The organism is Paenibacillus sp. FSL R7-0204 (genome assembly GCF_038002225.1).
In the GTDB taxonomy this organism is placed as follows: domain Bacteria; phylum Bacillota; class Bacilli; order Paenibacillales; family Paenibacillaceae; genus Paenibacillus_AQ.
Window position 1 is genome coordinate 4,048,733 of the sequence record NZ_JBBOCA010000001.1, and the last position, 19,696, is coordinate 4,068,428.

General features: G+C 52.8%; 21 protein-coding genes. 5 read left to right on the plus strand and 16 right to left on the minus strand.

Going from position 1 to position 19,696, the window contains the following annotated elements; all coding sequences use genetic code 11:
• The 4 genes from MKX42_RS17845 to aldA all read right to left on the minus strand — a co-directional run bounded on the left by MKX42_RS17845 (position 1) and on the right by aldA (position 3,640).
• On the minus strand, positions 1 to 375 hold the full coding sequence (locus MKX42_RS17845; protein ID WP_340753670.1) for a BlaI/MecI/CopY family transcriptional regulator: 375 nt from the start codon (positions 373 to 375) through the stop codon (positions 1 to 3).
• 89 nt (positions 376 to 464) lie between these two features.
• Positions 465 to 1,355 (minus strand): alpha/beta fold hydrolase, encoded by an 891-nt coding sequence (locus tag MKX42_RS17850; protein ID WP_340753671.1) that lies wholly within the window; start codon positions 1,353 to 1,355, stop codon positions 465 to 467.
• A gap of 16 nt (positions 1,356 to 1,371) precedes the next feature.
• Positions 1,372 to 1,986, minus strand: coding sequence for a DUF2239 family protein (locus MKX42_RS17855; RefSeq protein WP_340753672.1), 615 nt, complete (start codon positions 1,984 to 1,986; stop codon positions 1,372 to 1,374).
• Positions 1,987 to 2,194: 208 nt separating this feature from the next.
• Entirely contained in the window at positions 2,195 to 3,640 is a 1,446-nt protein-coding gene (gene aldA, locus MKX42_RS17860) for an aldehyde dehydrogenase (RefSeq protein WP_340753673.1), read from the minus strand.
• A gap of 191 nt (positions 3,641 to 3,831) precedes the next feature.
• Here aldA and MKX42_RS17865 point away from each other — a divergent pair, with 191 nt between their 5' ends.
• Genes MKX42_RS17865 through MKX42_RS17875 form a run of 3 tightly spaced genes read left to right on the plus strand, consistent with a single transcriptional unit; the run spans position 3,832 to position 6,682 of the window.
• Positions 3,832 to 4,581, plus strand: coding sequence for a (Fe-S)-binding protein (locus MKX42_RS17865; protein WP_340753674.1), 750 nt, complete (start codon positions 3,832 to 3,834; stop codon positions 4,579 to 4,581).
• Complete coding sequence (locus MKX42_RS17870; RefSeq protein WP_340753675.1) at positions 4,578 to 6,005, plus strand: LutB/LldF family L-lactate oxidation iron-sulfur protein; 1,428 nt, start codon at positions 4,578 to 4,580, stop codon at positions 6,003 to 6,005. The genes MKX42_RS17865 and MKX42_RS17870 overlap by 4 nt, the downstream gene beginning before the upstream one ends.
• On the plus strand, positions 6,002 to 6,682 hold the full coding sequence (locus tag MKX42_RS17875) for a LutC/YkgG family protein (protein ID WP_340753676.1): 681 nt from the start codon (positions 6,002 to 6,004) through the stop codon (positions 6,680 to 6,682). Before MKX42_RS17870 ends, MKX42_RS17875 begins: the two co-directional genes overlap by 4 nt.
• Positions 6,683 to 6,720: 38 nt before the next feature.
• Here MKX42_RS17875 and MKX42_RS17880 read toward each other — a convergent pair whose 3' ends face one another.
• The 3 genes from MKX42_RS17880 to MKX42_RS17890 are packed head-to-tail and all read right to left on the minus strand — an operon-like array spanning position 6,721 to position 8,942.
• On the minus strand, positions 6,721 to 7,332 hold the full coding sequence (locus tag MKX42_RS17880; protein WP_340757724.1) for a sugar O-acetyltransferase: 612 nt from the start codon (positions 7,330 to 7,332) through the stop codon (positions 6,721 to 6,723).
• Between the two features lie 28 nt (positions 7,333 to 7,360).
• Positions 7,361 to 8,047: a bacillithiol biosynthesis deacetylase BshB2 gene (bshB2, locus tag MKX42_RS17885; RefSeq protein WP_340753677.1), complete on the minus strand. Its 687-nt coding sequence runs from the start codon at positions 8,045 to 8,047 to the stop codon at positions 7,361 to 7,363.
• 22 nt (positions 8,048 to 8,069) lie between these two features.
• On the minus strand, positions 8,070 to 8,942 hold the full coding sequence (locus MKX42_RS17890; RefSeq protein WP_340753678.1) for a LysR family transcriptional regulator: 873 nt from the start codon (positions 8,940 to 8,942) through the stop codon (positions 8,070 to 8,072).
• 110 nt (positions 8,943 to 9,052) lie between these two features.
• Between MKX42_RS17890 and MKX42_RS17895 the strand changes: the two genes are divergently transcribed.
• On the plus strand, positions 9,053 to 10,453 hold the full coding sequence (locus tag MKX42_RS17895; RefSeq protein WP_340753679.1) for an MFS transporter: 1,401 nt from the start codon (positions 9,053 to 9,055) through the stop codon (positions 10,451 to 10,453).
• A 38-nt stretch (positions 10,454 to 10,491) separates the two neighbouring features.
• On the opposite strand, the gene MKX42_RS17900 is transcribed toward MKX42_RS17895, so the two are convergent.
• The 9 genes from MKX42_RS17900 to MKX42_RS17940 form a co-directional block, all read right to left on the minus strand.
• Positions 10,492 to 11,823, minus strand: coding sequence for a serine hydrolase domain-containing protein (locus MKX42_RS17900; RefSeq protein WP_340753680.1), 1,332 nt, complete (start codon positions 11,821 to 11,823; stop codon positions 10,492 to 10,494).
• 95 nt (positions 11,824 to 11,918) lie between these two features.
• Positions 11,919 to 12,227, minus strand: a complete 309-nt coding sequence (locus MKX42_RS17905) for a hypothetical protein (protein ID WP_340753681.1) — start codon at positions 12,225 to 12,227, stop codon at positions 11,919 to 11,921.
• A 56-nt stretch (positions 12,228 to 12,283) separates the two neighbouring features.
• Positions 12,284 to 12,826, minus strand: coding sequence for a GNAT family N-acetyltransferase (locus MKX42_RS17910; protein WP_340753682.1), 543 nt, complete (start codon positions 12,824 to 12,826; stop codon positions 12,284 to 12,286).
• Between the two features lie 16 nt (positions 12,827 to 12,842).
• On the minus strand, positions 12,843 to 13,544 hold the full coding sequence (gene bshB2 / locus MKX42_RS17915; protein WP_340757725.1) for a bacillithiol biosynthesis deacetylase BshB2: 702 nt from the start codon (positions 13,542 to 13,544) through the stop codon (positions 12,843 to 12,845).
• A gap of 38 nt (positions 13,545 to 13,582) precedes the next feature.
• Entirely contained in the window at positions 13,583 to 13,927 is a 345-nt protein-coding gene (locus MKX42_RS17920) for a YojF family protein (protein ID WP_340753683.1), read from the minus strand.
• Positions 13,928 to 14,115: 188 nt separating this feature from the next.
• Entirely contained in the window at positions 14,116 to 15,186 is a 1,071-nt protein-coding gene (locus MKX42_RS17925; protein WP_340753684.1) for a hypothetical protein, read from the minus strand.
• 98 nt (positions 15,187 to 15,284) lie between these two features.
• Positions 15,285 to 16,709 (minus strand): sensor histidine kinase, encoded by a 1,425-nt coding sequence (locus tag MKX42_RS17930; protein WP_340753685.1) that lies wholly within the window; start codon positions 16,707 to 16,709, stop codon positions 15,285 to 15,287.
• Positions 16,687 to 17,394, minus strand: coding sequence for a response regulator transcription factor (locus MKX42_RS17935; RefSeq protein WP_340753686.1), 708 nt, complete (start codon positions 17,392 to 17,394; stop codon positions 16,687 to 16,689). The genes MKX42_RS17930 and MKX42_RS17935 overlap by 23 nt, the downstream gene beginning before the upstream one ends.
• A gap of 471 nt (positions 17,395 to 17,865) precedes the next feature.
• Positions 17,866 to 18,660, minus strand: a complete 795-nt coding sequence (locus MKX42_RS17940; protein ID WP_340753687.1) for an SDR family oxidoreductase — start codon at positions 18,658 to 18,660, stop codon at positions 17,866 to 17,868.
• A gap of 156 nt (positions 18,661 to 18,816) precedes the next feature.
• Between MKX42_RS17940 and MKX42_RS17945 the strand changes: the two genes are divergently transcribed.
• A complete protein-coding gene (locus MKX42_RS17945) occupies positions 18,817 to 19,695 on the plus strand; it encodes a LysR family transcriptional regulator (protein WP_340753688.1) in 879 nt (292 codons plus the stop codon).
• The last annotated feature ends 1 nt before the right edge of the window (position 19,696 follow it).

Consider the following 19,696-nt stretch of genomic DNA (forward strand, 5'->3'; position numbering starts at 1 on the left):
CTACTTTTCCGAGAACCATTGCTTCAGCTCGTCAATATCCTGGTCCGACAGCTTGTCGCCGTCATACATGGCAGAGATCAGGTTCTTGACCGAACCCTGATACAGCCCATCCAAGACATGCTGAGTCTCCACCAGCTTATAGTCCTCAGGCGAAATGCCGGGCACATATTTGTTCAGCCGCCCATGCCGGGTAGCGGTCAGAACCCCCTTATCTACTAACCGTGACAAAAAGGTAGAGATCGTCTGCGCCTTCCAATCCCTTCCCTTCTGCGTGAACTGGTTCAGCAGCTCCGTTGAAGTAACTGGCGGCGTACTCGCCCAAATGGCTTCCATTAACTCTAATTCTGTATCCGATAGCTTCTGAATCTTGTTCACTGTGAACACCTCTTAGATCTGTTATGCGTCCATAACATTATTACTACACTACGTAGTAGTTATAATCTACTACATAATGTAGTGGTTAGTCAACTGCGCTGAGCCGTCCAATCAATGGCATCGATAATTTGCTGATACAACTGGTGCGGCAGGTTATGTCCCATGCCTTCAACCAGCAGCAGCTCAGCGTCTGGGATGGAGGAAGCGGTGTCCTCCCCGCACGCCGGAACGAACAGGGGATCGTCCATCCCATGAATGACAAGGGCAGGGGCCTCTATGGCTGCCAGAAGCGGACGGCGGTCACCGGAGACCGCAATCGCGGCAACCTGCCGTCCCACGCTGCCTGGGTCATAGGCCCGCCGGACCTCCTCCGCAATGAGTGCCCGGTAAGCTTCTTCTTCAAACGGATAGCCGGTACCGGCAATACGCTTGGCAAAAGCCATACTGTGCGCCACAAATCCCGCCTCATCCTCAAACGGATTCGGTCCCGGGGCAGTCATCATCCCCATCACCTCCGGTGAAGCCTGCGGAAGAGTAGGGTTCCCGGAAGTAGACATGATAGAGGTGAGCGACAGGACCCGGTCCGGGTACTTACTGGCAACAAGCTGGGCGATCATTCCGCCCATGGACCGGCCAACGACATGTGCCCGTTCCATCCCCAAGGCGTCGAGCAATCCGATCACGTCACTGGCCATGTCATCGAGTGTGTATGGCATGTCCGGCCGTTGTCCCGACATAAGCGCAGCCGCCAAGGCATTGAAATCCATAGCCGGGTAATGGCTGTAATGGGTGGAGGAGCCCGTGTCCCGATTGTCAAAACGGATCACCCGGAAGCCCCGCACTGCCAGTTGTTCACAAAATGGAACGGTCCAGCGGATCATCTGGGTGCCCAGTCCGGCAATCAGGATGACCGCCTCGTCATTATCGTTGCCGAAGCTGTCATAAGCCAGCTCAATGCTGTTCGTTTGTATAATGTTCATAGTGGTCTGTTCTCCTTCAATTCTTCTTCTGTAATGCCTCTGCCGCTAACTGCTTCACATGGTTACGGATATCAGGTGCCCAGTCTTGGGTACATTGGTCGAAACGCTCCGCATCACCGGCATACAATGCGCGCAGAGCTTCTTCGTATTGGCTGAAATCCCCGGCCATAGCTGTCATAAAAGCATAAGCTGCTTCTTGTGACTTGCGGATGGTGCTCTGCTGTTCTCCGGCACGGCGGGCTTCATCAACCAGCTTGCGCAAGGTTACCGATGCCCCTCCAGGCTGGGCTTTGAGCCATTCCCACTGCCTTGGCAATAAAGTAACCTCACCGGATACGACCCCCAGCTTGGGCCGGCCGGCCCGGCGCGACGTTTGAGGATTCACTTCAGTAGCGGCTGGCTCACCTGAAGGTTCTGCTATCCGTGTAAGCACATCATCAGTTGTCCCGTGATGATCAACATCTATCGGCTTCCCCGTCGAGTTGTCAAAAATAAGCACCCGGGCCAGTTCACTGTCGCTTAGCGTCCCCTTCACTGTAGTAACCACATGTTGTAAGGAGCCGCTAGCAACGGTCTCCACTCCCAAAAAGGCTGTGCAGTAAGAATGCGTCTGTTCATTACTCGTACTCATGTTATGTGTTGACCTCCTTCTATTTTATTTGATTATACCCGGGTAAAAATATAATTGCAATATTACCCGGGTAAAATATCACTCAATGAGTTCGCTTTTCCGCCTACATCTGCTCCTCTAACCCCCGCGCCTCCCTCTCCGAAAAACGACAAAAAAACGGCCCCTAATAAGGGCCGCTATCTGCAAGCAGCAAACAATCTTTGCGTATTCAGTTAACCGACTTGTCATATTGCAAGTAGACGACATGTGTCTGGAGGTATTCGTTCAAGCCGTGCTTGCCGTCAGCGCCGCCGATGCCGGATTTTCTCCAGCCTGCATGGAAGCCCTGCATCGCTTCGAAATTCTCGCGGTTGATGTACGTCTCCCCGTATTTCAGCCGCTTGATTACTTTCATGGCGACATTCAGATTCTGGGTGTACAGCGATGAGGTTAAGCCGAATTCACTGTCATTGGCGAGTGCAATCGCCTCATCCAGGGTTGAGAATGAGATGACAGGAATAACCGGACCGAAAATTTCATCCTGCACAATCTCCATCTCATTCGTAGCGTCTGTGATCACTGTCGGCTCGAAGAAGCTGCCGGTTCCTGCTACTTTTTTACCGCCTAGGGCGATCTTAGCCCCTTCCTGAACGGCCCGGTCCACCTTCTGCTGTACCGATTCCTGCGCCGCCTTGTTGATGAGCGGTCCCATCTGGATGTCCGTGTCCTTGAGCGGGTCTCCGTACTTCACGGCCTTCATCGCTTCAACCAGCCGCGTGGTGAACTCCTCCTTGATCTCTTCATGGACATAGACACGCTCCGCACAGTTACAGACCTGGCCTGTATTAATGACCCGGGAAGCCACAATCGCCTGAACAGCCAGCTCCAGATCGGCATCCTTCATGACGATGGCAGGTGCTTTGCCGCCCAGCTCCAAGCTGACCTTGATGATATTCTCAGCGGCCGCCTCCATAACCTTTTGCCCCGCCGGTACGCTGCCGGTAAGACTAACCATGCCTACCTTGGCATTACTGGACAGCTCGTTGCCCACTTCCGCACCTCTGCCAGTAATAAGGTTGAATACCCCCTTAGGTAATCCAGCCTGATCCACGATCCGGCTGAACGCCATGGCATTGTTCGGGGATTCCGCGCTGGGCTTCACGACAATCGTGTTGCCGGTGATGAGCGCCGGGGCCATTTTTCTCGCGATCAGAAAGAACGGGAAGTTCCAGGGCAGAATGCCTGTGGTGACGCCAATCGCTCTTTTGAATACAAAAATATGCTCATTATCACGGTCGCTCTGCACGATCTCCCCCTCATAACGCCGTGCCCATTCCGCCATATAATCCAAATAATCCGCAGTGAAATGAACCTCTACGGCGGATAATTCCAGCGTCTTGCCGACTTCCTCCGAGATCAGTCTGGCGATGCTGTCCGCCTCTCCCCGGATACCGTCAGCAATCGCATGCAAATACTTGCCGCGCTCTACCGCCGGAGTCTCCTCCCACGCTGCCTGGGCCTGCTCTGCTGCATCAATGGCACGTATGACATCATTCCTTGTAGCCTTGGGAACCTGTGAGATCACTTCATCGGTTGCCGGATTGGTAACATCCATCCACTCTTTGCCTTCGGATTCCGTAAATTGGCCGTCGATATACATCAAATGCTTGGTCACTGTTCATCCCCCTCAAGGTAGATTATTCCATTGTATATTATTCCATTTCTCCAATTACCCACCCATAGTGTAAACGCTATCAATATTTATTGTCAATAAGTTTCACATTTTTTATTTGTTTTTGTGTTGTTTTTCATTGACTTGTTGAGTTAAGCTGTGAGTATAAGTTTTCATTGATGGGAGGGATGGGAGTGCGAGTCAGTATTTTTTCCACTTGTTTGGTAGACCTTATGAGCCCGAATGTCGGGATTGCCATGGTGGAGGTCTTGGAGCGGCTTGGCTGCGAGATCGATTACCCCGCTTCACAGGTCTGCTGCGGCCAGCCTAACTACAACAGCGGTTATCTGCAGGAATCCAAGCTTGCTATGCAGAACATGATGCTGGCCTTCGAGGCTTCGGATTATGTTGTAGGTCCCTCCGGCTCCTGCATCGCTATGTTTCATGAATATCCGAAGATCTTCAGCGGTGACCCGGACTGGGAATTGAAAGCGGTTGCGCTAAAAGAAAAATCGTATGAACTCACCCAGTTCATTGTAAAAGTGCTGGGTGTCACTGATGTCGGTGCCACGCTCGAAGGTACGGCCACCTACCACCGCTCCTGCCATATGACGAGGCTGCTGGGTGAGAAGGAGACGCCCTTCCAGCTGCTGGAGCAGGTGAAGGGACTGAAGGTTGCGCCGCTCAAGAACAGCGATAACTGCTGCGGGTTCGGTGGAACCTTTGCGGTGAAGATGCCTGACATCTCGGAGCAGATGGTGGATGAGAAATGCGGCTGTGTGCTGGATACCGGAGCTGACATCCTGATCAGTGCAGATATGGGCTGTCTGCTGAATATCGGGGGACGTCTGTCCCGTAAGGGTGAGCATGTACGGATCATGCACATTGCAGAGGTATTGAATCAACATCAGCCTGTGGTTAGCAAAGGGGGAAGCCGGACTTGAGCCTGCAAACGGATTCACGTAACTTCAGCGAGCGGACCTCGGAGGGCCTCGGGGATTCCTTCATGCGCAGTGCCGTGGGGTCGGCACAGGACAGCCTCAAGACTAGGCGGCTGACAGCCGCTACCGCACTGGGGGATTGGGAGAAGTGGCGGACGGTCGGCCAGCTTATCCGTCAGCATACGCTGGCGAATCTGGATTATTATCTGGAGCAGCTTGCCGGCAATATTGAGCGACAGGGCGGGCATATCTATTTTGCAGCGACCAAAGAAGAAGCCAGCACTTATATCCGGGATGTTATTGTGCGTAAACAAGCCACGAAGATCGTCAAATCGAAATCCATGGTCACGGAAGAAATAGAGCTGAACCGCGTTCTGCTTGAAGCAGGTTGTGAGCTGACGGAGACGGATCTCGGAGAGTATATCCTGCAGATGGATGACTGGGACCCTCCCTCCCATATCGTAGCCCCCGCCCTGCATAAAGACCGGGAGCAGATCAGGCGCGTCTTCGCAGACAAGCTCGGATACACCGGAGATGAGACGCCGGAGAAGCTGGCCGGGTTCGCCCGCAGCGTCCTGCGCCAGAAGTTTCTGGATGCGGAGGTCGGGATTACAGGCTGTAATTTCGCCATCGCCAACCTGGGAGCCATTAATCTCGTCACGAATGAAGGGAACGGCGACCTCACCGCCGCGATCCCCAAGACACATATCGCAGTTATGGGCATGGAACGGATTGTACCTACGATTGAGGAAATGGAGATTCTCGATAATCTGCTCTGCCGCAGTGCAGTCGGCCAGAAGCTGACCAGCTATATCACGGTCATGGGTCCCTCAGCGGCGGGTGAGACCGACGGACCGGAGGAATTCCATCTGGTGGTCGTCGATAACGGCCGCTCGGATATTCTGGGAAGTGAATTTGGCGAAGCCTTGCAATGTATCCGTTGCGGTGCCTGTCTGAATGTCTGTCCGGTCTACCGCCATATCGGCGGTCATGCTTACGGTTCCATCTATCCGGGTCCAATTGGTGCGGTCATTACGCCGCTGCTTGGCGGTTATGACGATTATAAGGAGCTGCCGTATGCCTCAAGCCTCTGCGGGGCGTGTACAGATGTCTGTCCGGTAAAAATCCCGCTGCATGAGCAGCTTATTATGCACCGCCAGAACATTGTGAAGCAGAAGAGAACCGGCGCTGCCGACCGATTCCAGATGAAGGCCGCCGCCAAACTGCTCTCCTCCCCCGCCCTGTTCGGCAAAACCCTCCGACTCGCCCATTCGGCCAGCCGGATCATGAGCAAGCACGGGCGTATTGTACGGGGACCGGCTATCATTCAGGGGTGGATTCATTCACGCGATTTGAAGCAGCCCGTCAAGCAGCATGACAGCTTCCGGGCATGGCTGGAGCAGCGCAAAGGAGGGGCAAAGCAATGACGGTATCCGCGAACACGAATAAGGAGGCTTTTCTGAATACCATTGCCGCCAAGCTGGGCCGGGCACGGAAATCAGAGGTTCAGCGTCCTGCGATCCAGGAGTTCATTCCTGACAGCTACGGGCCGCTTACCCAGGATGAGCTTGTAGAGATGCTTAAGGAGCAATGCTTCTTCATCCACACTCAGGTGATTGAAACGACGCGGGAGCTGCTGCAGAGAACGTTAGATGATCTGATAGAGGCAAATGGCGGCGGGAACGTGATGACTTCCGGTGATCCCCGGTTCAGGGAATACGGGCTGGCCTTCCCGGATGCTGCCGTATGGGAGGAAGCGGCGGGACGGGCGGAGAATATCAGGCGTGCTGAATCGGCGAATACAGCAATAGTCTTCGCCGACTGTGCACTTGCGGAATCTGGAACGGTTGTGGTGGAGAGCCGCCCCGGTCAGGGCCGGTCGCTCCATTTCCTGCCCGCCCATTATATTGCGGTGATTGAACGTGAGCGGCTGGTGCTTCGCTCAACGGAAGCAGCAGCTGCGCTGAACCGGAGAATCGAGGCCGGGGAGCCGGTGGGCTCCTCCATTAATTTCATCTCCGGTCCCTCCAATTCCGCGGATATTGAAATGAAGCTGGTGGTCGGGGTGCATGGGCCGCTGAGGGCAACTTATGTGCTTATTTAGAACGAATTCTGTCCGTTAAGGACGGTATAGCAGCGATTCTACACGTAGTCCGTAACGTCAAACTCGCGATCCTTATAGTAATATTTCCGGTCTTCTTCCGTGATCTCACGGATAATTCGGCACGGACTGCCTACGGCGATCACATTATCAGGGATATCCTTGGTCACTACGCTTCCAGCCCCAATGACTACATTGTTCCCGATGGTCACGCCCGGATTCACAATAACATTGCCGCCGATCCACACATTGTTGCCGATGGTGATGGCCATCCCGTATTCATAGCCTGAATTCCGGGAATCGGGATGGACGGGATGGCCTGCTGTATAGAGCGATACATTCGGAGCGAACATGACATTCTCGCCGATGACCACCTTGCCTACATCGAGAATCGTACAGTTGAAATTGGCATAGAAATTATTCCCTACAGTGATATTCGATCCATAATCGCAGCGGAAGGGAGTCTCAATATGCACAAGCTCCCCCGTTGCACCTAACAGCTTACGGATCAGCCCGTCTCTCTCCTCATGTGCGTCGGGAGAGAGCGAATTCAGCTGATGAACCAGCAGCCTGGCGGCCGTCCGTTCTTCGGTTAATCCGTCCAGCCATGCTTTATAAGGCAATCCTGCGAGCATTCTGTCTTTCTGATTCATAGGATTCATAAGGTATTCCTGCCTTCTCTTAGTGTTGTGTGTTCATGGGGTAGGTCCAGAAGACTTCCTGTCCGAAGCGGAGCTGAACCTCCTCAGCCGTCAGCACCTGATTGCCGACAAGCTCCGCCGCCTGGAATTGCGAACGGTGTGCCTGGATTGAGGCCATCTTCTTGTCCAGGAATGCGGTGACATTGACATGCACATCCGGGAGGCCGATATGCTTCTCATGGCCGATGGCGAAGGCGACGCAGTGGACAACCGGCTGCTCCGCAGCAGGCAGGCGGTGGACCGCCCGGATGACCGCAGCTCCGGTAGCATCGTGGTCAGGATGCACGCTGTAGCCGGGATAGAACGTAATCACGAGGGACGGAGTCAGCTCCCGGAGTAAGGTCAGCACCGTATCCTCCAGCAGGCGCGGGTCGTCGAACTCGATCATTTTATCGTGGAAGCCCAGCATTCTTAAGTCCTGTATCCCAATAGCTTGGCAGGAAGCACGCAGCTCTTCCTTGCGGATCTCCGGCAGCGTCACACGGCTCGCAAACGGCGGAATCCCCATATTTCGCCCCATCTCCCCCAGCGTCAGGCAGGCATAGGTCACTTCTGCGCCTTGCTCAATATACTTCGCAATGGTGCCAGCCGCTCCAAAAGCCTCATCGTCAGGATGCGGAAACACCACCAGTATGCGCTTATGTTCTATAGTCTGTGTATCATTCATAGGTTCATTCCTCCCGGTGACATTATAGCTTAGCGAAATACTCGATAACAACCTCGCGGAAAGTCTGGCCCGCCTGTGAAATATAGCGGTTCTTATGCCACAACAAGGCGATTTCCCTGACCAGCCCCTCATCTTCCAGCGGAATCAGACGAATATGATCCTGCGCATTCCTCGCCGTACCCGGTATGAAGGCTAAGCCGATTCCGGCTTCCACCAGATCAATCAAGCGGGCCGGTTCGTCTCCCTCATATACATAGCGTGGCATGAATCCTGAAGCCTGGCAGACGGAATCCACCAAATCACGTATCCCGTAACCTTGTTTGACACCCACAAACCACTCATTCTTAAGCTCTATCAAGCCCAGGCTCTTACGGTCTGCCAGAGGGTGGCCGGCTGGAACGGCAAGGTGAATGTGATCGTTACAGACCACCTGACATTCAAGCTCTTCCCCTCTGACCGGAGGAGAGGACAAGCAGAAATCAACTTCTCCCCTCTGAAGAAGGGGAAGCATCTCCTGCATGGGCAGCATTTGTACATGAAAATGGATGTCCGGGAGCTTGAGCCGAAACTCCCTGAGGATGCCGGGCAAGGTACTTGCGGTGGTTACCGCTAATTCAAGGGTGCTGGACTCCAGGCTGGACAGGTCCTTAAGCTCCTGTCTCCCCTGCTCCAATTCAAACAGCGCCTTCTCCGCACGCTGCAGAAATCTGCGTCCCGGCTCGTTCAACCGCAGCTTCCTCCCGCTCCGGTCGAACAATGGAACTCCGAGATCCTCCTCCAGCCGTTGAATAGTCTTGCTCAGTGAGGATTGGGTTACATGCAGCCTGTGTGCAGCCTCGGTCATATGCTCCAGGCGGGCAACCGCGATAAAATACTGCAATTGAAGAAGCTCCATATCCGCCTCCATTCATTCCTTCAAGTCTATGGAATCATACCATGAAATGCGTTGGAGTAAATAACTCTTATCCTGTACGATAACTGTACAGCACTTGAGGGGGAATAACAATGAATGCACGGAATTGGTGGTTAATGATATCCGTTGGGCTGGGGATGATGCTTAACCCGCTTAACTCTTCGATGGTGGCAGTAGCGATCCCCAGGCTGCAGCAAGCGTTCAAGCTTGAATTCACCGTGGTTTCCTGGATTATTTTTTCGTTCTATATCGGCAGTGCTATTGCCCAGCCTGTTATGGGGAGAGCGAGCGATATCTTCGGCCGCAGGAGAATTTTCCTCGCGGGACTTGTAATTGTCTTCACAGCCTCCCTGCTCACGCCTTTGTCTCCGGGCTTCGGGGGACTTATCGTTCTGCGGGTTGTCCAATCCATTGGAACCAGTATGGTGGTCGCGGTCGGGATGGCGATCATCCGGGTGAATATTACAGACAAGCAAGCCTCCGCGCTGTCGGTGCTGTCCATGTTCACATCGGGAGCAGCGGCGGTAGGACCTTTTATCGGCGGGATGTTGATCCATGTGTGGGGCTGGTCTTCCATCTTCTATATCAACGCTCCGTTTGTAACGGCCAGCTTCCTGCTAGCCTGGAGAACCATTCCGCAAGACAAGCCGTCCGCAGCCTTATTACCCAAGCCGTCCTTGCGGCAATGGATGAGCCGGATGGATGTGCCTGGAATCCTGCTGTTCACTGTGGGGCTGGTGGCTGTACTTGCGCAGATGCTGTCGGCCAAGTCCTCCGGTCATGTCTCCCTATTCAATGTAATCATCGGCCTGTCCGGGCTCATCCTGCTTGCGGTCTTCGTAAGGCATGAGTCAAGAACAGCCATGCCCTTCATTCCTCTGCGTACCTTCGCCGGGTATCCCGGGCTGATCCGTGTCAATGTCGAATTCATGCTGGTTAATCTATTATTTTATTCCGTCTTCTTCGGTCTTCCATCTTATTTGCAGCTCGTTCGTCAGGTCAGTGAATTCCACACAGGGCTGCTGATGTTAGGCCTGGGTCTAAGCTCGCTCGCAGTTTCTCCGCTGGCCGGAAGATGGGTCGAATCCTCCGGGCCACGTCCAGCGCAGACTATATCGGCCATCCTTATGACCATCGGGTCGGTATGGATCGTAATGCTCGATACGGTATCGCCTGTCATCAGTATCCTTTTGGCTCTGGCGGCCTTCGGAATCAGCAACGGGCTGAATAATGTCGCCATGCAAGCGGCCTTGTTCAACAATTCACCGAAAGAGCTAATTGGGGTTACCTCCGGCTTATTCAGTACGTCCAGATATTTCGGAACCATCCTGTCCTCTCTGCTGATCGGAATCGTTATAGGCAATCCGTTCAGCTTCAGAGGATTCCAGGTGCTGGGGATGATCCTTATAATGATTGCCCTGTGTCTGGTGTTCATGTCCCGGCGGCGTTCTCACCAATCCAAAGACTCCCTTCACAGTCTTGATGACCGCTAGGGAGTGCTTGGAAGACGGATCTAACCCCGCTGGAAAATCTAGGCTTCGTCCTGAAGCTGCTGCAGCTTGCCGGCAACGGTTTCACTGTCCGGGTATATAGTAGCTGCGCAGGTAAGAATACGGATCGCTTCCTCCCGGTGACCGCCATAACTTAAGGTATCAGCAATCCGCATAAATTCAAAATCCGCCTCATAAAACATATCCTGCTCTGAGTGCCGGATACGCTGGTATTCGCTAATGGCCTCCCCTGCGCCGCTGGTTACAACGGTCTTGGCAAGATGATGTACCATCGACTGCTTAAGCTGGCGGACCTCCATGCCCAGCAGCAGATCCAGAATAGGACGGGTGACACTGCCCAGCCACACATGGTCACAGTTGGTCATTACAGAGATGCCGAGATTATCATCCGGCAGCAAGACCAATTCGCTAAGGAATCCGGTATCCCAGCCGGAATGCGAGAGCATCCGGGAGCCATTATAGTGGCCCAGGAACCAGCCCAGACCCACAGCTTCATGCTCCGGCCCCCAGCCTGTAGCCATAGTAGGACTCCACATCTGTTCGTAGCTGCCGGGTTGTAGGGCATTATATCTGTCTTGAGCCTGCCCCTGCCCGAGGTGCATCAGCATATATTGGCACATCTCCTGTGTATTCGTATACAGCGTGGAGCTGGGAGCATGCGCTCTATTGTACGGGAACACTTCACTGACATAGGGTCCGTACCCTCTAGAGTTCCTCAGCACATGGGGCGCAGCCAGCACCTGTTCAACCTCCATTTTCAAAAATGAACTCGTGCTCATTCCAGCAGGCTCCAGAAGATGCTGCCGCATATACTCTTCGAAGCTAAGACCGCTAACCTTGGCAATCAGATCCCCTAGTATCTCATAACCGATATTACTGTAAGCAAATTGAGTACCCGGATCACTCATTAAGCTATGGCGGGTAATTCCTCTAACATACCGTTCGAGACTTCCTTCATCATATTCAGGCCGTTCCCAGCCGTAATCGTCCTCATCCGGCATCCCGGAGGTATGATTCAACAATTGTCTCACCGTAAGCTGATGATAGCGTTCATCGTTCATTTTGAAATACGGAAGATAGCTCACGATAGGTGAGTCCAGTTCTACCTGCCCACGCTCCGCCAATTGCATCACAGCCGTAACTACGAAGGTCTTGGAGACCGACGCCTGGTGAAAAAGAGTGCTGCTAACCACAGGCTCACCTGTAGACACATTAGCGCCGCCATACTCTCCTGTAAAAAGCACCTCGCCATCACTAACGATCCCCACCTGCAAGCCGGTAAACGGTCCATTCTCAATAAAGCGGGTCAACATCGCGTGCAGCTCTTGCACTCTGCTTTCGTATGTATTCATTCTGGTCCCCCCATTCTCCTATTCACTGGATCAATATAACATCCGGGGAGCGTACAGAATGGGTAAAAAACAGCTTAATCTGAACTCTACTCAGCCTACCCCTCAGCCACATCGGCCCGCAAGTCCGTGGCGATCTCCAGCATCACCGGGATGATGGCTTCGATGGAGAGAGCTACATACAGCTCGCCCATGTACAGCCGGAACGGGTACTCCGCGCCTTCATGACTCCACATGAAGAAGTCTCCGTCAATCGACATCGTGCTCTCTGGTCCCTTCACGATGAACACCTCGGAATATCTGAAGCCGGGCTTGCCGGCAAAATATTGCTTGCATTCCTCCAGAGTAATCGCTTGCTCTGCATTCTCTTCCTGCATGGAACGGGTAATACGTAAGCGCTGGCTCATCGGTGATCCTCCACAATTATAATATTTAAGCAAATTATCCATTAACGTTAACTCCGTTAACTAATATCCGCCGGGTTGATGATCGCGAGAATCTGGTGGTCCTTCCACACGCCGCGGATCTTCACGTTCAGCCGGGCAATGCCTTCCTTGTGGAAGCCTGCATTCTCCAGTACACGGATAGAACCGGGATTATCCGGTGAAGCTTCCCCTGTAATCCTGTGGAACTTCAGCTCCTCAAAGGCATAGCGCACGACCTGCTTCACAGCCTCTGTCATATAGCCTTTACCGTTATAATCCTTGTCCAGACTGTACCCGATCATACAGCTCTGTAGCGGTCCCCGCACCACAAAAGACAGACTGACACTGCCGATAATCCGGCGGTCAGCCTTGTGAATGACCAGGAAGTCGTATCTCTCATCTGCTGCCCTGAACTCTTCATACTGCGCAAGCTTGTCCCGCTGGTACTGCTCTGTATAGAAATCCTCGCTGATCTCCGGCGAATGCTCTTCAAAAAATTCACGGTTACGCAAGTACATCCCCATCAGCTCAGCGGCATCTCCCGCCTCAGGGTAGCGGATGTATACCCGTTGTTCTGTCATCTCTACGCCTCCATTCTTAATTGCAGCACAATGCCGCTTCCTCCGGCTGGTCCTTACATTCTGGGAACCGGTAGGTCCAGAAGCGTTCCGTACCATACTTGCCGCAGATTGCCGGATCGGCGGGTTTAAGGCCGCCAAGCACTTTCTCCGGCTGGAACTGGGTGCGGTGCGCCAGAATGGAGTTGATTTTGACAGTGATAAAAGGCGTTACATCGATGACTACATCGGCTGATCCAATCCTCTGCTGATGATTATTCGAGAAAGCCACACTATGTACAACCGGACGTTCCGCAGCGGGCAGCCGGGCAATCGTACGAATTACCGCAGCCCCAGTGGCATCATGATCCGGGTGTACACTGTAGCCGGGGTAGAACGTAATAACCAGCGACGGGGTAAGCTCCTTCACGAGCGATTCAATCCGGTGATCCAGGAGCGCCGGGTTTTCGAACTCAATCATTTTGTCATGGAAGCCCAGCATCCTCAAGTCTTGAATCCCAATGGCCTTACAGGAAGCCTCCAGCTCCGCTTGGCGGATGGCCGGCAGGGTCGTGCGGTTCGCAAGGAGCGGAATACCCATGTTCCGGCCCATCTCTCCCAATGTCAGACAGGCATAGGTCACCTCTGCACCTGCTGCGATATACTTCGCTAGTGTCCCGGATACGAAATAGGCCTCATCGTCGGGATGGGGGAGTACCACCAGGATTCTTGCGTGTTCCATAGATTTATTATTCACGGCTTATTGTTCCTCCAATTTCATTAAAAAGGGCTCCGGCTGAGCTGCAACGCCACAATCAGCTTGCCCTGACTGTCGTGACCGGCCAGAATCAGCCGCTCGTTATCCTGCTCATCCACATGGGTCAGGCCTTCTGCATAGATCCAGCCCTTCTCTGTCTTCAAGCCCACCCGGTAGGGTCCTGTCCCTGAGATGGAGCCGTTCGTGTAACGGATCTCGGCATTGCTGATGAACACCGAGCCCGGAGCACGGGAGCTGTCGAAATGGCTGGCATAGGCTCCGTTTGTAAGTTCAAGATGGATATATAGATCCTCCAAGGCGAATTGGTCGATTCGAGTCTGAATGGCCTGGGGTTGAATGAGCTGCATAATGTCCTCCTATAGTGTAAAAGAATAGCTGGTTCCAGTGCATTCATTATACATGAAATCCCCGAAGCTCAAAACCTGGAGAGTTGCACCGGCTAACTTGTTCAAGCAAAAGAAAACGGGCCTGCCCAAGGAATTCAATGAATTCCTTACGCAAGCCCGCTGACGGGAAGCCCTTTTTCCACGCTTAATTACAGATCAACTATAGAGAAGACCTTATCATTGATGAAATAGACGTATTGGTCGCCGTACACTACATACCCATCATAAACGTTGTCCGGATCTCCCCAGGAGAGCAGAAGCTCTGTGATCGTCATCCCGCTGACCGCCTGCTCTTCACGGATGGCTGACCACATCTTATCGCTGATCTTGAAGGCCGTTTGCGGGTTCTTGAAAAACAGGACATCTTCCACATAGTCACTATATTCATCGCGTGGTTCAATCTCGAGCGGAACCTCCTGTCCGTTAGCCCGGCGGATGATCATTTCTAAATTACCATTAGCTGGGTTTGAGCGGAAATTAGCGATGGTTGCTTTCTCAAAGTTCTTGAACGGACTATCGCTGATCATGGCGTTTCGGGTCCACACCGTTTGTCCATTATAGTAGTACTTCAGATAATCGATACTCTGGGTGGTGTACATGGTATTGTCCACAAAATCGTTCAAGTCCAGGACCCACTCGGTTCCAGCTTCATTTTGCATCACAAAGTTCTGGTTTTTATCATCAACGTACTGTACACTTTTCACCCAATGGCTTCCCGGATGTCCATATAAGTAGACCTTTTTGCCAAGCACAATGCCCATCGTTCCAGGCAGCTTGCTGATCGCGTAGAGCATACTGTTGCTCTTATTCTTGCCGTCCTCTGTGCTCCAGACGAACAACGCTATAGCGCTGGAGGCATATTTACCGTCGATCGCTCCGAGCTTGAGCAGGGTTTTGAAGGCCACATAGTTGGTGTTCTTATACAAAATGGAGTTGTCCTTGTTCAGCTTGGTGCTTCCTTTGCTGCCTGTGAGCGTTACGCCAGTGGCAGCTGCCGCCACAGTGAAACCCGGAATCTGCCCGGCCAGCTTAACCGGTACATAGGCAGAGCCATTCACAAGTACAGATTTGACTGGTGAAATAAGCAGGCTGCCTTCGACAAACGTAGCAATCTCCGTATACGCCGGTGCGGCTGCAGCCGCTGCCTGTCCGGCGCCTCCCGGATAGACCAGTCCGAGCGCAAGCAGCAGAGTGGTGAGCAATAATGCGAGTTTTTTCATAGATGTTCTAATTCCTTCCCCCGATGTAAGTTAGGTGCCCCGGCAAGGTGCCGGAATCTTCCAGATCAGTACATTCGACAAGAAGTTAATTATTTCCTCTATTTCGGGATACGGATCACAAATACCGTCGGCTCCCCTTCCCTGCTCTCCAGCAGCAAAGTGCCGCTCATCTTCTCCACATTCTTCTTGGCGATGGACAAGCCCAGACCGGTCCCCCCGCTTGCCGTTGTCCGGGATTCATCCCCCCGCACAAACGGATCAAAGATCGTAGTCCACAGCTCCTCCGGAATGCCGACTCCATTGTCCGCAATCTCGATCCTGATCTGTGTATCCTCGGGAATCACGGATACCCGGATGCGTGTCCCTTCGGGATTATAGGCCAGAGCATTAGATATTAGATTATTAATGACACTGGCGAACAGCTCGGGATCATAACGGGCATAGACCTCTTCTTCGGGCACCTGCAGGTGAAGCTCGAAGTCCTTTTGCTCAATCTCGCCGTAGGTGTCGGCAATAATCTCCCGCAGATGATCGCCCAGCTCAAGGCGTTCTATACGCAGGATGAAATCCGGTGAGTCCAGCTTAAGCAGATCCAGCATATGCGTAATGAGCTTCGTGACCTGCACGGACTTGGTGTAGATGTAATTCAAATATTTCGTCTGCCGCTCCGGGTCGGTAACGCGTCCTTCAATAAGGGCCTGCGCGTACCCCTGGATGCTGGTAATCGGGGTCTTCAGGTCATGCGACAGATCGACCATCAGCCGCTGCTTGCTTTTCTCGGCCAGACGCTTCTCCTCGGTGGTCTTCTCAATCACATCAGCCATATAGTTGAAGCTGTGGCCGATCCGCAGGAACTCCGTCTCTGCATAGAGAGCGATTCGGGTATTGTAATGCCCTTCCATCATACGGTTCAAGCCTAGATTCAGCACCCGCAGCGGCTTCTTGATCCGTCTGGAGACCCAATAGCTGTACACAAAAATCAGCAGCAGAATCAACCCGCTGACCAGGAATACATAAAAGAACACCGAATGATTCAGATAGGAGACCAGAAACTCGTTGTTAATAGAGATATTGATTACATCGCGGGGAAGCTTAAGCAACATCCAGGCTGCCCCGCTATCCTGCTCCGTAACACTCGTAATAGAATAATAAAAAGGCTGGTCGCTGCGGTTCTCCAGTCCCAAATACAGGCTGTCCTCGTCATAAACCTGAACCTCATCCTGCTTCTCGCCAATCACCTGGATGACCCGCTTGCCGGAATCGAGCAGCTCCAGCCAGCCTCCGCTCTTCAGCAGACGGTCACTCTCCGGCCCCCGGCCCAGCTCATCACTGTATGTCCCAGCCTCCACAGACAGATTGGGATCAGGCGTCATCCGCTCCCGGATAACCTCAGCAATATCCTTTTGTACGAATAGGTAGACCACTAACACCAGCATCAGCAGCATGCAGTTGAACAGCAGGAAGTCGATGGTCAGCGAGGTCTGCAGCGGGCGGTTATCTCTACTTTTCCACGGGTGCTTCAATTTTGTACCCCAATCCCCTGATCGTCTTCAGGTATTCCGGTCTCTTGGAATCTCGTTCGATCTTGTCGCGGATGTTGCTGATATGCACCATAATGCTATTGTCCTCGTAGACGTAGAAGTCTTCCCAGACGGTCTCATATATTTTTTTGCGTGTAAACACACGGCCCGGCTGCTGCATCAGCAGTTCCAGGATTTTGTATTCAGTAGAGGTCAGAGCAACGGCCTCCCCGGCCACCTCAACCTGACAGGTACTCCGGTCCAGTGTCAGCCTGCCGAGCACGATCTGCTCATTAGGCTTCTCCTCTTCCGCTGCCTTGGCATCGAACTGATGCACCCGCCGCAGCATGGCCCCGGCACGTGCGACAATCTCCAGCGGATTAAATGGCTTAGCGATATAGTCGTCCGCTCCAAGCTCCAGCCCCAGGATTTTATCATGATACTGGCTCTTGGCGGACAGGAACAGTACAGGGAAATGCTCATGCTCCCGAATCCGCTTCAGCAGCTGCAGCCCGTCCATCCCCGGCATCATAATGTCCAGTATCGCCAGGTCAATCTTGTTATTCTGCATCCGCTGGAGCGCTTCAATTCCGTTCTCAGCGGTCAAAATAGTATATTCCTTCTCCAGATACAGCTGCAGAAGCTCAACAATCTCCGATTCGTCATCGGCTATGAGAATGGTATACATGGTGAATCCCCCTCTATCTTGTCATGCAAGCCGCGCTCTTTGTAACTATAGCCTGCCATTCTTAATCCAGTCTAAACCAAATCTAAAGAAAAGATAAAGAATATATGAGGCGCACACAAGATTTAAACTTGAAGCTTCATCGTCACTGCGGTGAACATTTGGACTTCCGGCCGCTGTTGACTCCAGATTTCTTCTATTGGACCGCTGTGCGCGGTTGAAATCCGGAGTCAAAGGCGGTCGCTACCGCTCCTACAGTTCCAAATTTCCCCTCCGCTTCTTTTGCTTTTTGTTTATTTCTTTAGTGCTTTTTATACTGGACGGTCTTTTAGCTCAGCTTCGCTGCTAATAAGAAATAATAGTCCGAAACAAACAAAAAGAACAGCCCGCCCAGCCAATGAATGGCTTAACGGACTGTCTTATGAGGTATATGCTGGCTTATGCAGCTCTTACCGGTGAGGGTTACGCTTCAGCTCACACCGTAGGTACGGTTCCCCCGTCAATGACGTACTCGGCACCCGTAATGGATGCTGCGCGGTCGGAAGCGAGGAAGGCTACCAGCTCGCCCACCTCCTCAGGGAAGCCGGGACGTCCGATGGGTATACCGCCCAGCGCGTCCATTACTGACTGCAGCGCACTTTCCACGCTGCCGGTCACCTCCGAGATATTCTGCAAAAAGGCCTCGGCTGCTGTAGTCTGAATGAAGCCCGGCGCGACCCGGTTCACCCGGATGCCCTTCGGAGAGAATTCCTTAGATAAGCTCTTGCTGTAATTGCTTAACGCAGCTTTGGCGGCTGCATAGGGGATGGTCGATTCGATCAGCGGCAGCACTCTTTGAATGGAGGAGATATGGATGATGACTCCCTTGCCCTGTTCCAGCATGAGCGGGATCAGTCCCCGGTCCAGCCGCACAGCTGCCAGCAGGTTCAGATTTAGCGCATCCATCCAGTGTTCATCGCCTGCGGCCAAGAATCCTCCGGCAGGGGTAGCGCTGCCTCCGATGTTATTCACTACAATATCGATGCTGCCGAAACGTTCGTTGACTGCCGTAATTACTTTCTCCACGCCTTCTTGCTTGGACAGATCGGCCTGGACGAACCATCCCGAATCTGCCAAATCTTCCGGGACGGTGCGGGCGGTTGTCATCACGGTAGCGCCAGCCGCCTTGAATCTGTTTACGATCGCTTGCCCCATTCCCTTGGTACCGCCTGTGACCAGAATTTTTTTACCTTCGTATTCTGTCATTGGGTTTGCATAAGTTATAGCCATTGCTGCAGCCTCATTTCATTTGAAATTCCTCAGTCCAGCTGGAAGTCCCAGCCACTCAAGGTATATATGTATCTTAAGCTTGATTAAATTGCGCGTCTAATTTATTATTTTCATTAAATTCATTAATAATAGTAATATATAAAGGTGGCTGTCTGCATGGAGCTTACACAATTGGAGTATTTTCTGACCGTAGCCCGGCTTGAGCATATGACCTCTGCATCCAAAGCGCTGCGAATTACGCAGCCTGCCCTGAGTCATGCAATTTCCAAACTGGAAAGTGAGCTGGGGGTTCCTTTATTCGAGCGTAAGGGCCGCAATGTCCAGTTGAACCGCTACGGGGTGATGTTCAGTTCACGGGTCGAAGAAGCACTGCGCAATATCGGAAATGGGGTGCGGGAGATTGAGGAGTCGTCCAATGCGGAGAGTGGAACCGTTCATCTGTCTTATCTGAATATTCTTGGCGTAGACCTGATCCCATCGCTTATCAGAGACTATCAGACAGACCATCCGAACGTGCGGTTCGATCTGTATCAGGGGAATCACGGGGATATCGACGAAGCGCTGGATAACGGGACCTCGGATATGCTAATTACGTCCAGAGAGACTACGGCGGAGAATAAGGAATGGATGGTGTTTCGCAGATTACCGATTTATATTGTGGTCTCCAGTTCCCACCGGTTCGCATCGCGTTCCTCATTGAGTCTGTTCGAGCTGTCGGGTGAGCCGTTTGTAGGACTGAAGACGAATTGCGGACTCAGGGACACAATTACCTCCCTCTTCCAAAATACTAATTTCGAACTGGCTCCCACCTATTATGCAGAGGATCTGATTACTGTGGCCGGCTTCATCAAAGCCGGGCTCGGCGTCTCCGTGCTTCCGCAGACGCTGGGACTGATGCTTGACGGTCTGGTCTGGATTCCCATCCAGGAACCGGGCTGGGAATGGGAGGTGGGCCTGCAATGGCGGCGGGATCATTATTTGTCCCCCGCCTCCAGAAGGTTCATGGAGTATATTCAGCAGAGTAGAGAAGTGTAAA

Excerpts from the sequence above, each read along its gene's own strand:
- MKX42_RS17850 (WP_340753671.1), bottom strand. The coding sequence starts at position 1,355 with ATGAACATTATACAAACGAACAGCATTGAGCTGGCTTATGACAGCTTC.
- MKX42_RS17855 (WP_340753672.1), bottom strand. The coding sequence starts at position 1,986 with ATGAGTACGAGTAATGAACAGACGCATTCTTACTGCACAGCCTTTTTG.
- MKX42_RS17875 (WP_340753676.1), top strand. The coding sequence starts at position 6,002 with ATGACGGTATCCGCGAACACGAATAAGGAGGCTTTTCTGAATACCATT.
- MKX42_RS17880 (WP_340757724.1), bottom strand. The coding sequence starts at position 7,332 with ATGAATCAGAAAGACAGAATGCTCGCAGGATTGCCTTATAAAGCATGG.
- bshB2 (WP_340753677.1), bottom strand. The coding sequence starts at position 8,047 with ATGAATGATACACAGACTATAGAACATAAGCGCATACTGGTGGTGTTT.
- MKX42_RS17890 (WP_340753678.1), bottom strand. The coding sequence starts at position 8,942 with ATGGAGCTTCTTCAATTGCAGTATTTTATCGCGGTTGCCCGCCTGGAG.
- MKX42_RS17895 (WP_340753679.1), top strand. The coding sequence starts at position 9,053 with ATGAATGCACGGAATTGGTGGTTAATGATATCCGTTGGGCTGGGGATG.
- MKX42_RS17900 (WP_340753680.1), bottom strand. The coding sequence starts at position 11,823 with ATGAATACATACGAAAGCAGAGTGCAAGAGCTGCACGCGATGTTGACC.
- MKX42_RS17905 (WP_340753681.1), bottom strand. The coding sequence starts at position 12,227 with ATGAGCCAGCGCTTACGTATTACCCGTTCCATGCAGGAAGAGAATGCA.
- MKX42_RS17910 (WP_340753682.1), bottom strand. The coding sequence starts at position 12,826 with ATGACAGAACAACGGGTATACATCCGCTACCCTGAGGCGGGAGATGCC.
- bshB2 (WP_340757725.1), bottom strand. The coding sequence starts at position 13,544 with ATGGAACACGCAAGAATCCTGGTGGTACTCCCCCATCCCGACGATGAG.
- MKX42_RS17920 (WP_340753683.1), bottom strand. The coding sequence starts at position 13,927 with ATGCAGCTCATTCAACCCCAGGCCATTCAGACTCGAATCGACCAATTC.
- MKX42_RS17925 (WP_340753684.1), bottom strand. The coding sequence starts at position 15,186 with ATGAAAAAACTCGCATTATTGCTCACCACTCTGCTGCTTGCGCTCGGA.
- MKX42_RS17935 (WP_340753686.1), bottom strand. The coding sequence starts at position 17,394 with ATGTATACCATTCTCATAGCCGATGACGAATCGGAGATTGTTGAGCTT.
- MKX42_RS17940 (WP_340753687.1), bottom strand. The coding sequence starts at position 18,660 with ATGGCTATAACTTATGCAAACCCAATGACAGAATACGAAGGTAAAAAA.
- MKX42_RS17945 (WP_340753688.1), top strand. The coding sequence starts at position 18,817 with ATGGAGCTTACACAATTGGAGTATTTTCTGACCGTAGCCCGGCTTGAG.